This window comes from Pediococcus sp. AC40, assembly GCF_030252485.1.
GTDB classification, from domain to species: domain Bacteria; phylum Bacillota; class Bacilli; order Lactobacillales; family Lactobacillaceae; genus Pediococcus; species Pediococcus acidilactici.
In genome coordinates this window covers 221,543-236,465 of the sequence record NZ_CP127012.1, presented here as the reverse complement: position 1 = coordinate 236,465, position 14,923 = coordinate 221,543, and the positions used below count along the sequence as shown (strand labels likewise).

At 46.4% G+C, this 14,923-nt stretch carries 7 protein-coding genes, 1 tRNA gene and 3 rRNA genes; 1 reads left to right on the top strand and 10 read right to left on the bottom strand.

Annotated features, from left to right (window positions below; all coding sequences use genetic code 11):
- Positions 1 to 214 precede the first annotated feature (214 nt).
- The 7 genes from NL111_RS01055 to NL111_RS01025 form a co-directional block, all read right to left on the bottom strand.
- The gene (locus NL111_RS01055) at positions 215 to 1,375 is read right to left on the bottom strand and encodes a cation:proton antiporter (protein ID WP_002830215.1); all 1,161 of its coding nucleotides are present in this window, start codon (positions 1,373 to 1,375) and stop codon (positions 215 to 217) included.
- 29 nt (positions 1,376 to 1,404) lie between these two features.
- Positions 1,405 to 2,742: a dihydrolipoyl dehydrogenase family protein gene (locus tag NL111_RS01050; protein WP_285110344.1), complete on the bottom strand. Its 1,338-nt coding sequence runs from the start codon at positions 2,740 to 2,742 to the stop codon at positions 1,405 to 1,407.
- A gap of 23 nt (positions 2,743 to 2,765) precedes the next feature.
- A complete protein-coding gene (locus NL111_RS01045; RefSeq protein ID WP_002830218.1) occupies positions 2,766 to 3,731 on the bottom strand; it encodes an ABC transporter ATP-binding protein in 966 nt (321 codons plus the stop codon).
- Positions 3,728 to 5,260 (bottom strand): ABC transporter permease/substrate-binding protein, encoded by a 1,533-nt coding sequence (locus NL111_RS01040; protein ID WP_002830954.1) that lies wholly within the window; start codon positions 5,258 to 5,260, stop codon positions 3,728 to 3,730. Before NL111_RS01040 ends, NL111_RS01045 begins: the two co-directional genes overlap by 4 nt.
- A 91-nt stretch (positions 5,261 to 5,351) precedes the next feature.
- Positions 5,352 to 6,587 carry a cytosine deaminase gene (codA, locus tag NL111_RS01035; protein ID WP_285110343.1) on the bottom strand — a complete coding sequence of 412 codons (1,236 nt, stop codon included), beginning with the start codon at positions 6,585 to 6,587 and terminating at the stop codon, positions 5,352 to 5,354.
- On the bottom strand, positions 6,577 to 7,941 hold the full coding sequence (locus NL111_RS01030; protein ID WP_002830224.1) for a cytosine permease: 1,365 nt from the start codon (positions 7,939 to 7,941) through the stop codon (positions 6,577 to 6,579). The genes codA and NL111_RS01030 overlap by 11 nt, the downstream gene beginning before the upstream one ends.
- 167 nt (positions 7,942 to 8,108) lie before the next feature.
- Positions 8,109 to 8,182: transfer RNA gene (locus NL111_RS01025), tRNA-Thr, on the bottom strand.
- Positions 8,183 to 8,444: 262 nt separating this feature from the next.
- Between NL111_RS01025 and NL111_RS01020 the strand changes: the two genes are divergently transcribed.
- Entirely contained in the window at positions 8,445 to 9,716 is a 1,272-nt protein-coding gene (locus NL111_RS01020) for an ISL3 family transposase (protein WP_502929576.1), read from the top strand.
- A 267-nt stretch (positions 9,717 to 9,983) separates the two neighbouring features.
- On the opposite strand, the gene rrf is transcribed toward NL111_RS01020, so the two are convergent.
- From rrf to NL111_RS01005, 3 genes are all read right to left on the bottom strand, one after another.
- Positions 9,984 to 10,100: ribosomal RNA gene (rrf, locus tag NL111_RS01015) — 5S ribosomal RNA — on the bottom strand.
- A gap of 95 nt (positions 10,101 to 10,195) precedes the next feature.
- Positions 10,196 to 13,118: ribosomal RNA gene (locus NL111_RS01010) — 23S ribosomal RNA — on the bottom strand.
- 221 nt (positions 13,119 to 13,339) lie between these two features.
- A 16S ribosomal RNA gene (locus tag NL111_RS01005) occupies positions 13,340 to 14,916 on the bottom strand.
- The 16S, 23S and 5S rRNA genes sit together here, the layout of an rRNA operon.
- Positions 14,917 to 14,923 lie beyond the last annotated feature (7 nt).

The following is a 14,923-nucleotide window of genomic DNA, read 5'->3' as shown; positions in this document are numbered from 1 at the left end:
AAAAATCTCTGGGGTTTTGACTTCAATAAAATCAAAACGTGCGCCAGAAGTCAGTTTGCTCCGCTTAACCAAAAAGGGGCTGTGACAAAAGGCTCTAAATAAAAAACGATTCATGAAGTTAAACTTCATCATGAATCGTTTTTATTTTGGCGTTTTGGCTTCAATAGAGCCAAAACATGTGCCAAAAGTCAGTTTGTCCCACTCTCAGTTATATTTACCGTGCCATCGCGCGCTTATTGTACTTGATCGCATCTTTTAAAATGAACGGTGCAATCAACGTTACCAGCACAATTACCAACACAATTGCGGAATAGTATGTTTCACTCATTAAGTGCTCTCCATACCCAATCTGCAAGGTAATTAGCGCCATTTCGCCCCGGGAAATCATCCCGGCACCAATCACTCCGCTACTGGTTACGTCAAAGCCGGACAGGTACGCACCGGCCCCGCAACCTAGTAACTTGGTCAAGGTCGCTAAGACCGTCAGGGTGATAATCAAACCGATTACCGACTGCAAGCCCGCAAACGACATCGAAAGCCCTACGCTAACGAAGAATACTGGAATAAAAACGGCGTAGCCAATTGGCTCAATGCTTTCATTTAACTCATCATTTTCGTCAGTCAACGAAACGGCAACGCCGGCAAAGAATGCCCCGATGGCGCCGCTCAACCCAGCTACGTCTGCTAACCAAGCCAGTCCTAGGCAAATAATGATCGACATTACTGGTCGGGCAGCGGTAATGTAAAGACGATCCGCCGCTCGCATTAACATCGGCACCAACCATTTCCCAATTACGTACACGGCAATGAAAAATAGCACTTGGTAAAAAAGCGCGCCGCCCAAACTAGTCTTTGAGCCGCCGCTCGAACTAGTTAAGGCAATCATTACCCCTAATAACAATACGCCAAGGATGTCATCAGCCACTGCTGCGCCCAAAATCGTCGCTCCCTCTTTGGTATTTAGGGTTTGGTACTCCTTCAACACCTCTACCGAAATACTTACCGAAGTAGCCGAAAAAATCACCCCAATAAAGAGGGCTTCCATTGGGCTAACCCCGAAGATCAAACTCGCGCCGCCTACCAGAGCAATTGGTAAAATTACCCCCATGACGGCAACGACCAGCGCTGGCTTAATATAGCGCTTTAACATCTTCAGGTCGCTTTCTAACCCGGCTAAAAACATCAGAATAATGACTCCGATTTCGGAAAACACCGCGGTGATTTCGTTACTGTGAATTACCCCTAAAACTCCCGGTCCTAAAACAATTCCCACCAGTAATTGGCCAACTACGGCAGGAATGCCAATCCGTTGTGCAAAGTGGCCCGCTAACAGCGTCAATCCTAAGATTAAAACGAGGACGCCCACGAACTCCATTAAATCACGATCCTTTTCTTAAATTTTAACTACCGCAAGTACTCTAAGTCACTAGCTTCAGTGGGGTACGCGAAAATTTGCCGTTGTAACTCGCTAAGACTACCGCCACGGTTGATCAGCCACGTAAGGTCGTTTATCACGTGTTCCGCCTCACTACTCATGGTGACCACGCCCACTACTTGTTGGGACTGGCGGTCAACCACGACCGTCGCCCGCGCGTCTGGATCTTGGATCCGCCGATAGGTAAACCAATTAGTTAAATCCAAGTCCTTAACTTCATAGCGTTGCGAGTCTTTTTGTGCAGTTGCAACTTCCATCCCGGCCTTTGCTAATTGGGGAACCCCATACACGACGGTCGGAATCACTGGATACGCAATGGCTGCCGAACTTTGGTGGGTCAACAATTGCGCCAAATATTGTGCTTCAAAGCCTGCCACCGGAGTTAATTTCGGTTGCGCTTTAGCCACCACGTCGCCCATTGCATAGATGTTGCTTGCCGTAGTTTTCAAATGGTCATCTACCATGATACCATTTTTCGCGGTCTCTACCCCAGCCTGTTCAAGGTTCAGGGTATCCATGTTAGGTACTCGGCCGGCAGTAACGAAAACCTGGTCCACTGGCAAACTAAATTGATGATCATCCCGCAAGGTCATCCCCTCCGCGCTTTTTTCGATCGCGGTAACGTCAATATTTAAGTGGAATTGAACCCCTTGTTTAGTCAGTTGTTCCATAAATTGCTTAACGCTTTTTGCTGGAAACTGCTTTAAGGGCCGGTCGTTATGATGAATCACGTGCACTTCCGCTCCGGCTGCGTTCGCGATGGCTGCCAATTCAAAGGCAATGTAGCCGCCCCCTACTAAGGCAATTCGCTTAGGCAGTTCCGGCATTGCCAAAAAGTCTGTACTAGTTTGCATCAATGCTTCATTTTCAATTTTGCTTAGGCGTCCCGGACGTTGGCCAGTGGCAATTACGAATTGGCTGCTTTCCACCCGCTGTTCGCCTACTTTTAGCGTGTGTTGATCCACAAATTCAGCGTGCCCGTCTAAAACCGTGATCCCAGCGTCAACCAATCCCTGACGGCTACTTGAAGAAACTGGTTCCGTGAACGTTTCCTTAAAACGCATTAGGGAAGGCCAGTCGATTTCCGGTTCGTTTTCTAAGCCCTTCCCAACGAGGTGGCGGCTACGTAACTTGGCTTCCACCGCCGCCATTAAAACTTTTTTAGGATCACACCCGCGGTTGGGACAAGTACCGCCCCAGCGATTTTCTTCCACTACCGCCACGGCTTGGCCGGCTTGTTTTAAGTCATACGCTAACCCTAAGCCCGCAGGCCCTGCACCAATAATAACTACGTCAAATTTTTCCATAATGCTCCCCCTCATTAACTAAATTAATGGACTGTTTCACTCAAATACTTAAACAAGGACGGCCGATCCACCCAGCCGGTAGTCTGCCCGTGTTCATCCACTACCTGTAAAATTGGGTGCTCAGCTAACTGCTGGAACACCTCGTCTAAACTGGCCGTTCTTGGGATGACAGGTAATTTTTCTGTCGTGGACGGCGCCGACACCCCAAAACCCGTGCGCACCACCTTTTCCACTTCGGTTTGGTATAGGTTCTTACCCACGGTGGCTGAAAAGAAATTTTCCACAAATTCGTTGGCGGGATTTTGGGCAATTTCCTTCGGGGTGGCTACTTGCAACAACTTTCCGTCCTTCATCACCCCAATACGGTCCCCTAATTTCAGGGCTTCGTCCATATCGTGGGTGACAAAAACGATCGTGTTCTTAAATTTCTGGTGCAACTTTAAAACTAAGTCTTGTAACTGCGCTCGCACCAAAGGGTCTAACGCGCTGAAAGGTTCGTCAAACAATACCACCGGTGGCTGCGCAGCCAATGCACGAAGAATTCCGATCCGTTGTTGCTCGCCTCCCGAAAGTTCCCGCGGGTACCGTTTGCGGTAGCGCTCTGGGTCTAAATCAACATCTTCTAATAGCTGGGTAACCCGTCGTTTAACCTCTTCTTTATCGACCCGCTTCATTTCTGGAATCAAACTGATGTTTTGCTCCACCGTCATCGTTGGAAATAGGGCAATTTGTTGGAGCACGTACCCAATCTCCAAACGTAAATTCCGCAAATCATAATCCTTTATTCTCTGCCCGTTGAATAAAATGTCGCCGGCGGTTTGCACAAACAACTGGTTGATCATTTTTAAAGTGGTCGTCTTCCCGCTTCCAGAAGTTCCGACCAGGACGAAAATTTCGCCCTCCTTGACCGTAAAACTTAGGTCATCAATTACTGTTCGACCACCAAAAATCTTTTTCACGTGCCGAAATTCAATCATTGTCTTACTCATTTACGTTCGGCTCCTTTCAACAAACCCTTGTTGACCAAATAGTCGTGGGCCACCTGTTGGGCGGAACGTTTTTGGACGTTCACTTGATAATTCATCTCTTGCATTTCTGCTTCCGTAATTTTGCCTGCTAAGCGATTTAACGCCCGGACCACTTGCGGATGTTTTTTAGCAAAGCTCTTCTTCATTAACGGCGCACCTTGGTACGGTGGGAAAACGTGTTGGTCATCTTTGAGGACTTGCAACCCGAGCTGCCGAATCTGGCTATCCGTGGAGTAAGCGTCGGCAACGTTAATTTGCCCGTTTTTAATAGCCGAATAGCGCAACGAGGCCTGCATCGACTTGACCGGAAACTCTAAACCGTACGCTTTTTGAATTCCTTTCCACCCGTCCTTGCGGTTAATGAACTCGAGCGTCATCCCCCCGTGTAGCTGGTTTTCAATCCGGCTTAAATCCGAAATATTTTCTAAGTGATGCTGTTTTGCGAAATCTTTTTTCACCACCAGGGCGTAAGTGTTTTGGTAACGCATCGGTTTCAAATAGTCCATTTGATATTGCTGAGCTAACAATTTACGCCCAGTCGCGTATGTTTGTGCCGCACTTAGACGCTGGGAAGGGGCATCCTTCACTAAAGTTTCTAATACGGTACCGCTAAATTCCGGATAAATGTCAATTTTGTCAGCCTTCAACGCGTTAAATAAAAAGCTCGTTTCCCCAAAGTTTTGCTTTAAGGTCACTTTAGTATGGGGGGCTTCCTCTTCAATTAAATCTTTGTACATATTGATTAAGATGTCCGGTTCCGAACCTAATTTTCCCGCAATCGTAATCGTTTCGGTCGGCGGGGTTAATATTTTAGCAACCGTGGCACCAGAAACCGCCACCACGAGAATTGCCAAACTAATGGTGATTTTTTTAACCGACCATCGTTGTAAAACGTTTAATAACGCACTTAGCCCAATCGCTAATAAGGCAGAGCTGATGGCCCCCACCAAGATTAATGCAGGGTCGTTACGGTTAATTCCTAAAAGGATGAAATTTCCAAGTCCCCCAGCGCCAATTAACGCGGCCAACGTTGCCGTTCCGATAATCAAAACCAGTCCCGTCCGAATTCCCGAAATAATTACCGGCATGGCGGTGGGTAGTTCCACCCGAAATAGCTTTTGTAATGGCCGCATTCCAAAAGCGTCCGCCGCCTCTTCTAACGATGGGTCTATCTCGGTGATCCCCACGTATGTATTTTGAAATATTGGTAACAGGGCGTACACTACCAAGGCAATGATGGCTGGCACGCTGCCAATCCCCACTAATGGAATTAACAATCCCAATAAGGCTAAAGACGGAATCGTTTGCAAAACTCCCGTAATCTGCAACAAAATTTCCGCAATTTTGCGGTGTCGCGTCGCCCAAATTGCTAAAGGCATTGCAATTACAATCGCCAGCACCAACGCAACCAGTGAAATCCCCAAATGTTGGAGTAGGGCTTGCCACAGGTCGCTTTTTTGTTCGGCGAAGGTCTGAACTAAATCTTTCATGCGCTCAACTTCCTTGTTTGTATTTGAATTAAATTATCGCACAAAAAAATTGGCAACCCTAACGAAATGCCCGTTGAGTTGCCAATTAGTTTTAGAAATTAGTTTTAATTTGTGCTGGTTGAGTTTGGACAATCACTTTACCTTGGTGAATGGAGTAAAGCAATTCTTTACGTTCGTTTAATTCGTCATAAAAATTATCCGCGTTAAAAATCAAACAGTTGGCTGGTTTGCCGACCGCGATTCCGTAATGATCCTCAACGTTAAGCGTCTTGGCCCCGTTATTAGTAGTTAGATTGTAAGAATCCATAATTTGTGAATACCCCATCAGCTGTGCCGCGTGAATGCCCATGTGAACTGAATCCAGCATGTTGCCATCGCCCATTGGGTACCACGGATCCTTCACATCGTCTTCACCAAATGAGACGTTGACGTGGTGTTCTAGCAGCTCCTTCACCCGGGTTAATCCGCGCCGCTTCGGGTACGTATCGAATCGACCACCCAGGTGAATGTTGATTAACGGGTTGGAAACCATGTTAATTTCCGACATTTCCAAGAGTCGCATCAACTTGTAGACGTAGGCGTCGTTGTACGACCCCATTGCAGTAGTGTGGCTAGCCGTGACCCGTTTTTTCAGGCCGCTTTCGTAAGCCAAGGTCGCTAACACTTCCAAGTATCGTGAATTTGGATCGTCAATTTCATCACAGTGGACGTCCACTAATTTATCGTACTTTTCCGCCAGTTCAACGATGTACTTCAAAGAGGCAACTCCATAGTCCCGGTTAAATTCAAAATGCGGAATGCCACCAATTACGTCAACTCCCATCGCAACCGCTTGTTTCAGTAACTGCTTGCCATTAGGAAACGACCAAATTCCTTCTTGTGGAAAGGCAACTAACTGCAATTCCATAAAATCTTTTACTTCGTCCTTAACTTCTAGTAGGGCTTCTAATGCCGTAAAGTTAGGATCGGTAGTATCGACGTGGCTCCGTACGTATTGGATTCCATGTTGCGCTTGCCGTTTCAACGTTTGCAGGGCCCGAGTTTTAACGTCCTTTTTTGTAAGGCTCTTTTTGCGTTCCGCCCAAATCCGAATCCCATCAAACAGGGTGCCCGACTCGTTCCATTCGGGTTCACCCGCCGTCAGTGTTGCATCTAAATGAACGTGTGAATCAACAAACGGCGGCAACAACAGTTTGCCCTGTGCCTCAATCACTTCCTCACTTTCATGAGGGGTTAAATTAGGCGCAATTTCTTGAAAAACTCCTCCTTCAACCCGGACGTCCTTTGGTTCCTTTGCGTTTTCAATATACACACCTTTAATTAGCATTGTGCTTCCCCTTTTCTAGTTGCATAATTCCCCAATATAGACAACCAATCAAAATCATCACCAAAAAGGTTGCTCCCGTATATTTTTGAACAAAACTTACCCTTTGTAAAGCGCTATAAATTAATACACCAAAAATCCACAGTCCAAAGGCCGTCCAGTGAATTCCCTTATGGTACCAATACGGTCCGTGGGGATCACCTAAATCTTTCGCCGCGTAACGTTGTTTGGCAATCAAGAAGTAGTCCACCACCATGATGCTGATAATCGGGCCGAGGACCATGCCAACGTAGTCCAGGAAGGCTGTAAAGGTGGTTAAGAAACTACCGTAGAAAACGGGAATAAACGTGACCACCGTAGCAATTATGGTCGTAATCAGTAACGATTGTTTTAAAGATAATTTGCTAAACATGTTATTTAAGGCCGAGCCCGCAGCCTGAATATTAACCGCGTTTGCCGTCATACTAGTTAGCATAATGACGATCATGGCAATTACGCCTAGTCCCAGCCGGTTAGCAATCGTACTAGGATCCGAGTTGTTAGGGTCGTAAACGCCCGAGCTAACCGCGATACTAATCGTGGCACTTAATCCAATAAACGCAAACCCAAAGACTCCTAAATTGGCACCCAGGAACGGAGCGGTAGTGGCGGTATTTACCTTTTTAGTGAACCGAGTAAAGTCCGCACCGGCCGTAACCCACGCAAGGTTAAACGCTGCTAGCGTATCCATCGCGGTCCCTTGATCCATTTTTAAGTGATGTGGTACCTGCCAGTGGGCAATCTGACTAAAGGAGACGTCGTGGAATACCACCACCGATTCCCAAATCACAAAGATAATCACCAAGATAATCCCAATCCGTTCGATAATTTGAATTGAGCGCTGACCAGCAACGATGCTAAGTAAATGGAGAATGCTCATTACCACAATTCCGACAATTAAACCTAAGTTACCACCAGGTTGTCCGTAAATGGGCCAGCCCCAAAAACTATGTAAGATATAAGATACGGAAGTGGCCGCAATGAAGGTGTTCACCGCCGTCCAACCCACAAACTGGGTTAAATTTACTAAGGATGGAATGATGCTTCCCCGGATCCCAAACGAAGCCCGCGAAAGTGCCATCGTGGAAACACCTGTTTTAGTTCCCATATAGCCAACCATCATCAAGAATATGTACGAAATACTGGAGGCAATCAGGAGCGCCTTGATTCCGCCCCAGAAACCACACGCCGCAATAATCCCTCCAATAAACCAGGTCCCGTTATTGGCGTTAGCCCCAATCCAAGTCGCAAACATATCCCAATAGGTCATATGCCGATACTGCTTTTTGATACTTTCAACCCGATATTTCGAATCCATCCATCAATTCCCCCTTGTCGAAATTTGACACATTTTTAAAATTATACTAAATCTCATAAAGACAAGCAAAAGGAATCTTGGTGACGGACCCCAATTTTTCATTCCGGACGTAAAAAAAAAGACTTACCCGATAATCAGGTAAGTCCTCATGAAGAAGATAACTATTAAGCCACTAGTCGGGTTTGAACCGACGACCCCTTCCTTACCATGGAAGTGCTCTACCTAGCTGAGCTATAGTGGCAACTTTTACTAGAATAGTATACCATATTTATTCTTGCTGTAAAACGTTTATTCACAACAAATAGCTAAAAATTATCGTAAAAAAAGTGGCTTAGTGATGATTAATTTTTTTGGGTTCTACAATATCTGTTGTTGGTAATAGAATTATCTATTGCTGATGACAGATTTTTTGTATGCTTAGGTATATAAAAAAACGGACACTCACTGTCCGTTCAGAAAAAATCAACCACGACGAAGATTTTCAGAAAGAAGTGAATGTCCTTATGTGTAATGATACTACTAAGCTTTTGTTAGGTATAGATGATAATCATATAAAAATTAAAAATGGTGCTCGAAAATGTGATGGAGTTATTCGCTTGGAAGGCACTTTAGATTACAAGCCGATGGCTTGTCCCAAATGTGGCATTATGAATAATGGACAGATTATTAGGTATGGGTGGCGGTTGACCACCGTTCGCTTTGCTAAAGCTCTTGGAAATGATACCGTCTTGAAGTTAAAGCGCAGATACTTTCGCTGTAAAGAATGCCAAACTAATTTTCTAGCACAAACCAGTCTAGTTCCCAAGCACTGCACAATTTCTAATCCAACCCGTAAAGCTTGCCTAGAAAAACTTGCTGAACCAGTGTCTTTAAAACATATTGCTAATGAACTTTCGACATCCGACTCCTTTGTTGGACGTCAACTATTACGAGCTGAACGCGATTTTAAGCCAAATTTTCACTGGCTTCCAGAAGTAATCTTGATGGATGAAATCAAAAGTACTAAAACCGCTACTGATGCCATGAGCTTTGAATTCATGGACGCCAAAACTCATAAATTAATTGATATTCTTCCTTTTCGGACTATCCAACGACTAGAAAAACACTTTAAACGTTATGATCTAGCGGCCAGGGAAAATGTCAGAATCATTGTCACAGATATGAACTATACATACCCAAAGTTGACTAGAACTATCTTTCCAAATGCGATTGTCGTCGTAGATAAGTTCCATATCGTCAACGCCCTTAATCGGGCGTTTAATAAGACTAGAGTTCGCATAATGAAAAAATTTGCCCCATCTTCCCGTGAATTTAAAGCACTTAAACGCTATTGGAAATTATTGCTAGTGCCTCATGAACAGTTAGATTTTGAACAATTTCATAAATGGACTTATTTCCCTTACTGGGTCACCGCCAAAGATATTGTAGATCGGCTGTTAAATCTTGATCCCGCTCTCAATCAAACTTACAACGTCTTAAATAAACTTCAAGCTGCACTTAAACACAAAGATTGGAACAATTACAATGCCGCCTTTTGGAACACCGAAGGTTGTTCTGAAGAAATGCTTAGTACGCTTAAAATGCTTCAAACTCATCATGATGAAATCCATAATACCTTCATTACACAACACTCAAATGGACCTTTAGAAGGATTAAATAATAAAATCAAAGCTATTAAAAGAGCTGGCTTTGGCTACCGAAGTTTTTTTAAGTTTAGGATTAGAGTACTTTACGTTTTCCGCATACATACTAAAAAAGCCCTAATCACCAAGTGATTAGAACTTTCAAAATTTAGTTTACCAACAACAGTTGACGAAGAGCCTTTTTTTGCTAATCAATGAGCCCTAATCACCTGTTAGAAATGATTTAGTTAATCGTAATTGACCCGAGAACAGAAACCTAGTTTTAGTTATTTACCACTGTTTAAAGCTTAATGAACTGAGGATTCCTTTTATTGGATAACTTCCGTTACTCCTAGACTTGCAATTTTCTAATTTGAGAACACAAAAAAAGAGCCTTCCTTTCGGAAGACCCTTGAGTTTGCATGGCAACGTCCTACCCTCGCAGGGGGCGATCCCCCAACTACTCTTGGCGTTAAGAAGCTTGACTTCTGTGTTCGACATGGGAACAGGTATATCCTTCTCACTATCGTCACCACACTCTGTGCTAAATTACGTTATCACTTGAGAAAACTTTTGTCCTCTCAAAACTGAATAATATCTACATTTCTTTCGAGTTACTTGCCACGTTCTACTTGGTTAAGTCCTCGACCGATTAGTACTAGTCCGCTCCATGTATCGCTACACTTCCACTTCTAGCCTATCTACCTGATCATCTCTCAGGGGTCTTACTTGCCCGAAGGCAATGGGAAATCTCATCTTGAGGCGAGTTTCACACTTAGATGCTTTCAGCGTTTATCTCATCCACACATAGCTACCCAGCGATGCTCCTGGCGGAACAACTGGTACACCAGCGGTGTGTCCATCCCGGTCCTCTCGTACTAAGGACAGCTCCTCTCAAATTTCCTACGCCCGCGACGGATAGGGACCGAACTGTCTCACGACGTTCTGAACCCAGCTCGCGTACCGCTTTAATGGGCGAACAGCCCAACCCTTGGGACCGACTACAGCCCCAGGATGCGATGAGCCGACATCGAGGTGCCAAACCTCCCCGTCGATGTGAACTCTTGGGGGAGATAAGCCTGTTATCCCCAGGGTAGCTTTTATCCGTTGAGCGATGGCCCTTCCATACGGAACCACCGGATCACTAAGCCCGACTTTCGTCCCTGCTCGACCTGTCTGTCTCGCAGTCAAGCTCCCTTCTGCCTTTACACTCTGCGAATGATTTCCAACCATTCTGAGGGAACCTTTGGGCGCCTCCGTTACCTTTTAGGAGGCGACCGCCCCAGTCAAACTGCCCACCAGACACTGTCTCCCGCCACGATTAGTGGCGCGGGTTAGAGGGTTCATACAACGAGGGTAGTATCCCACTTGCGCCTCCTCCGAAACTAGCGTTCCGGATTCTACGGCTCCTACCTATCCTGTACAAGCTGTACAAACACTCAATATCAAGTTACAGTAAAGCTCCATGGGGTCTTTCCGTCCTGTCGCGGGTAACCCGCATCTTCACGGGTATTATAATTTCACCGAGTCTCTCGTTGAGACAGTGCCCAGATCGTTACGCCTTTCGTGCGGGTCGGAACTTACCCGACAAGGAATTTCGCTACCTTAGGACCGTTATAGTTACGGCCGCCGTTTACTGGGGCTTCAGTTCAAAGCTTCGCTTACGCTAACTCATCCCCTTAACCTTCCAGCACCGGGCAGGCGTCAGCCCCTATACGTCATCTTACGATTTTGCAGAAACCTGTGTTTTTGATAAACAGTCGCCTGGGCCTTTTCACTGCGGCTGATCTTGCGATCAGCACCCCTTCTCCCGAAGTTACGGGGTCATTTTGCCGAGTTCCTTAACGAGAGTTCTCTCGCTCACCTTAGGATACTCTCCTCGACTACCTGTGTCGGTTTGCGGTACGGGTAGTTAAACTCTAACTAGAAGCTTTTCTCGGCAGCGTGACGTCAGGAACTTCGTTACTTAAATTTCACTCCCCATCACCGCTTGTCCTTAAGAAATCAAGCATTTGACTCGACTTCAGACTTACGGCTTGGACACCCACTTCCAATCGGGTGCATTCCTTAGCCTCCTGCGTCCCTCCATTGTTCAAACAAGTTTAACTAGTACAGGAATCTCAACCTGTTATCCATCGCCTACGCCTCTCGGCCTCGGCTTAGGTCCCGACTAACCCTGGGAGGACGAGCCTTCCCCAGGAAACCTTAGTCATACGGTGGATAGGATTCTCACCTATCTTTCGCTACTCATACCGGCATTCTCACTTCTAAGCGCTCCAACAGTCCTCACGGTCTGCCTTCATCGCCCTTAGAACGCTCTCCTATCACGCCACCTAATGGTGGCATCCACAGTCTCGGTAATATGTTTAAGCCCCGGTACATTTTCGGCGCAGGATCACTCGACTAGTGAGCTATTACGCACTCTTTAAATGGTGGCTGCTTCTGAGCCAACATCCTAGTTGTCTATGCAACTCCACATCCTTTTCCACTTAACATATATTTAGGGACCTTAACTGGTGGTCTGGGCTGTTCCCCTTTCGACGATGGATCTTATCACTCACCGTCTGACTCCCGGACATAAATCGATGGCATTCGGAGTTTATCTGAATTCGGTAACCCATGACGGGCCCCTAGTCCAAACAGTGGCTCTACCTCCACGATCCTAATTCCGAGGCTAGCCCTAAAGCTATTTCGGAGAGAACCAGCTATCTCCAAGTTCGTTTGGAATTTCACCGCTACCCACACCTCATCTCAGCACTTTTCAACGTACACGAGTTCGGTCCTCCAGTGCGTTTTACCGCACCTTCAACCTGGACATGGGTAGGTCACTTGGTTTCGGGTCTACATCCGCATACTAATTCGCCCTCTTCAGACTCGCTTTCGCTTCGGCTCCGTCTCTTCAACTTAACCTGGCATACGAACGTAACTCGCCGGTTCATTCTACAAAAGGCACGCCATCACCCATTAACGGGCTCTGACTTCTTGTAGGCACATGGTTTCAAGAACTATTTCACTCCCCTTCCGGGGTGCTTTTCACCTTTCCCTCACGGTACTGGTTCACTATCGGTCACTAGGTAGTATTTAGCCTTGGGAGATGGTCCTCCCGGATTCCGACGGAATTTCACGTGCTCCGCCGTACTCAGGATCCTGAACTGAGGGAGTTTGATTTAGCTTACGGGGCTGTCACCCTCTCTGGCTGGCCTTCCCAGGCCCTTCAGCTATCAAGCTCTTTGGTAACTCAAATGTTCAGTCCTACAACCCCAAGAAGCAAGCTTCTTGGTTTGGGCTGTTCCCGTTTCGCTCGCCGCTACTCAGGGAATCGAATTTTCTTTCTGTTCCTGTGGGTACTGAGATGTTTCAGTTCCCCACGTTTACCTTCACACATCCTATGAATTCAGATGCGGATAATAGTCGATTAAAACTATTGGGTTGCCCCATTCGGAAATCCCCGGATCAAAGCTTACTTACAGCTCCCCGAGGCATATCGGTGTTAGTCCCGTCCTTCATCGGCTCCTAGTACCAAGGCATCCACCATGCGCCCTTCCTAACTTAACCTAACTTTACCTACGGTAAAGCGATTAATTGAGTATTGCGATTATTTTGAACTAATCTTGTTTAACTCTTTAAAATTACGCGGTTTTCTCTCGGTTTAATTATGATTAATTAAAATTAGAAAATTATAGATATTATTCAGTTTTCAAAGAACAAAAGTGAGAGTAGACCTCTCAAAACTAAACAAAACTTTGACTCGTGTGCGGTTCCGTATTATTCCTTAGAAAGGAGGTGATCCAGCCGCAGGTTCTCCTACGGCTACCTTGTTACGACTTCACCCTAATCATCTGTCCCACCTTAGACGGCTAGCTCCTAAAAGGTTACCCCACCGGCTTTGGGTGTTACAAACTCTCATGGTGTGACGGGCGGTGTGTACAAGGCCCGGGAACGTATTCACCGCGGCATGCTGATCCGCGATTACTAGCGATTCCGACTTCGTGTAGGCGAGTTGCAGCCTACAGTCCGAACTGAGAATGGTTTTAAGAGATTAGCTAAACCTCGCGGTTTCGCGACTCGTTGTACCATCCATTGTAGCACGTGTGTAGCCCAGGTCATAAGGGGCATGATGATTTGACGTCGTCCCCACCTTCCTCCGGTTTGTCACCGGCAGTCTCACTAGAGTGCCCAACTAAATGCTGGCAACTAGTAATAAGGGTTGCGCTCGTTGCGGGACTTAACCCAACATCTCACGACACGAGCTGACGACAACCATGCACCACCTGTCATTCTGTCCCCGAAGGGAACGCCTAATCTCTTAGGTTGGCAGAAGATGTCAAGACCTGGTAAGGTTCTTCGCGTAGCTTCGAATTAAACCACATGCTCCACCGCTTGTGCGGGCCCCCGTCAATTCTTTTGAGTTTCAACCTTGCGGTCGTACTCCCCAGGCGGATTACTTAATGCGTTAGCTGCAGCACTGAAGGGCGGAAACCCTCCAACACTTAGTAATCATCGTTTACGGCATGGACTACCAGGGTATCTAATCCTGTTCGCTACCCATGCTTTCGAGCCTCAGCGTCAGTTACAGACCAGACAGCCGCCTTCGCCACTGGTGTTCTTCCATATATCTACGCATTTCACCGCTACACATGGAGTTCCACTGTCCTCTTCTGCACTCAAGTCTCCCAGTTTCCAATGCACTTCTTCGGTTGAGCCGAAGGCTTTCACATTAGACTTAAAAGACCGCCTGCGCTCGCTTTACGCCCAATAAATCCGGATAACGCTTGCCACCTACGTATTACCGCGGCTGCTGGCACGTAGTTAGCCGTGGCTTTCTGGTTAAATACCGTCACTGGGTGAACAGTTACTCTCACCCACGTTCTTCTTTAACAACAGAGCTTTACGAGCCGAAACCCTTCTTCACTCACGCGGCGTTGCTCCATCAGACTTGCGTCCATTGTGGAAGATTCCCTACTGCTGCCTCCCGTAGGAGTCTGGGCCGTGTCTCAGTCCCAATGTGGCCGATTACCCTCTCAGGTCGGCTACGCATCATCGCCTTGGTGAGCCGTTACCTCACCAACTAGCTAATGCGCCGCGGGTCCATCCAGAAGTGATAGCAGAGCCATCTTTTAAAAGAAAACCAGGCGGTTTTCTCTGTTATACGGTATTAGCATCTGTTTCCAGGTGTTATCCCCTGCTTCTGGGCAGGTTACCCACGTGTTACTCACCCGTCCGCCACTCACTTCGTGTTAAAATCTCATTCAGTGCAAGCACCTCATAATCAATTAACGGAAGTTCGTTCGACTTGCATGTATTAGGCACGCCGCCAGCGTTCATCCTGAGCCAAGATCAAACTCTCATATTAAAATGAT

What these genes read in the sequence shown, in the direction of transcription:
- NL111_RS01055 (WP_002830215.1), bottom strand. Translation starts at nt 1,375, where the DNA reads ATGGAGTTCGTGGGCGTCCTCGTTTTAATCTTAGGATTGACGCTGTTA.
- NL111_RS01050 (WP_285110344.1), bottom strand. Translation starts at nt 2,742, where the DNA reads ATGGAAAAATTTGACGTAGTTATTATTGGTGCAGGGCCTGCGGGCTTA.
- NL111_RS01045 (WP_002830218.1), bottom strand. Translation starts at nt 3,731, where the DNA reads ATGAGTAAGACAATGATTGAATTTCGGCACGTGAAAAAGATTTTTGGT.
- NL111_RS01040 (WP_002830954.1), bottom strand. Translation starts at nt 5,260, where the DNA reads ATGAAAGATTTAGTTCAGACCTTCGCCGAACAAAAAAGCGACCTGTGG.
- codA (WP_285110343.1), bottom strand. Translation starts at nt 6,587, where the DNA reads ATGCTAATTAAAGGTGTGTATATTGAAAACGCAAAGGAACCAAAGGAC.
- NL111_RS01030 (WP_002830224.1), bottom strand. Translation starts at nt 7,941, where the DNA reads ATGGATTCGAAATATCGGGTTGAAAGTATCAAAAAGCAGTATCGGCAT.
- NL111_RS01020 (WP_502929576.1), top strand. Translation starts at nt 8,445, where the DNA reads ATGTGTAATGATACTACTAAGCTTTTGTTAGGTATAGATGATAATCAT.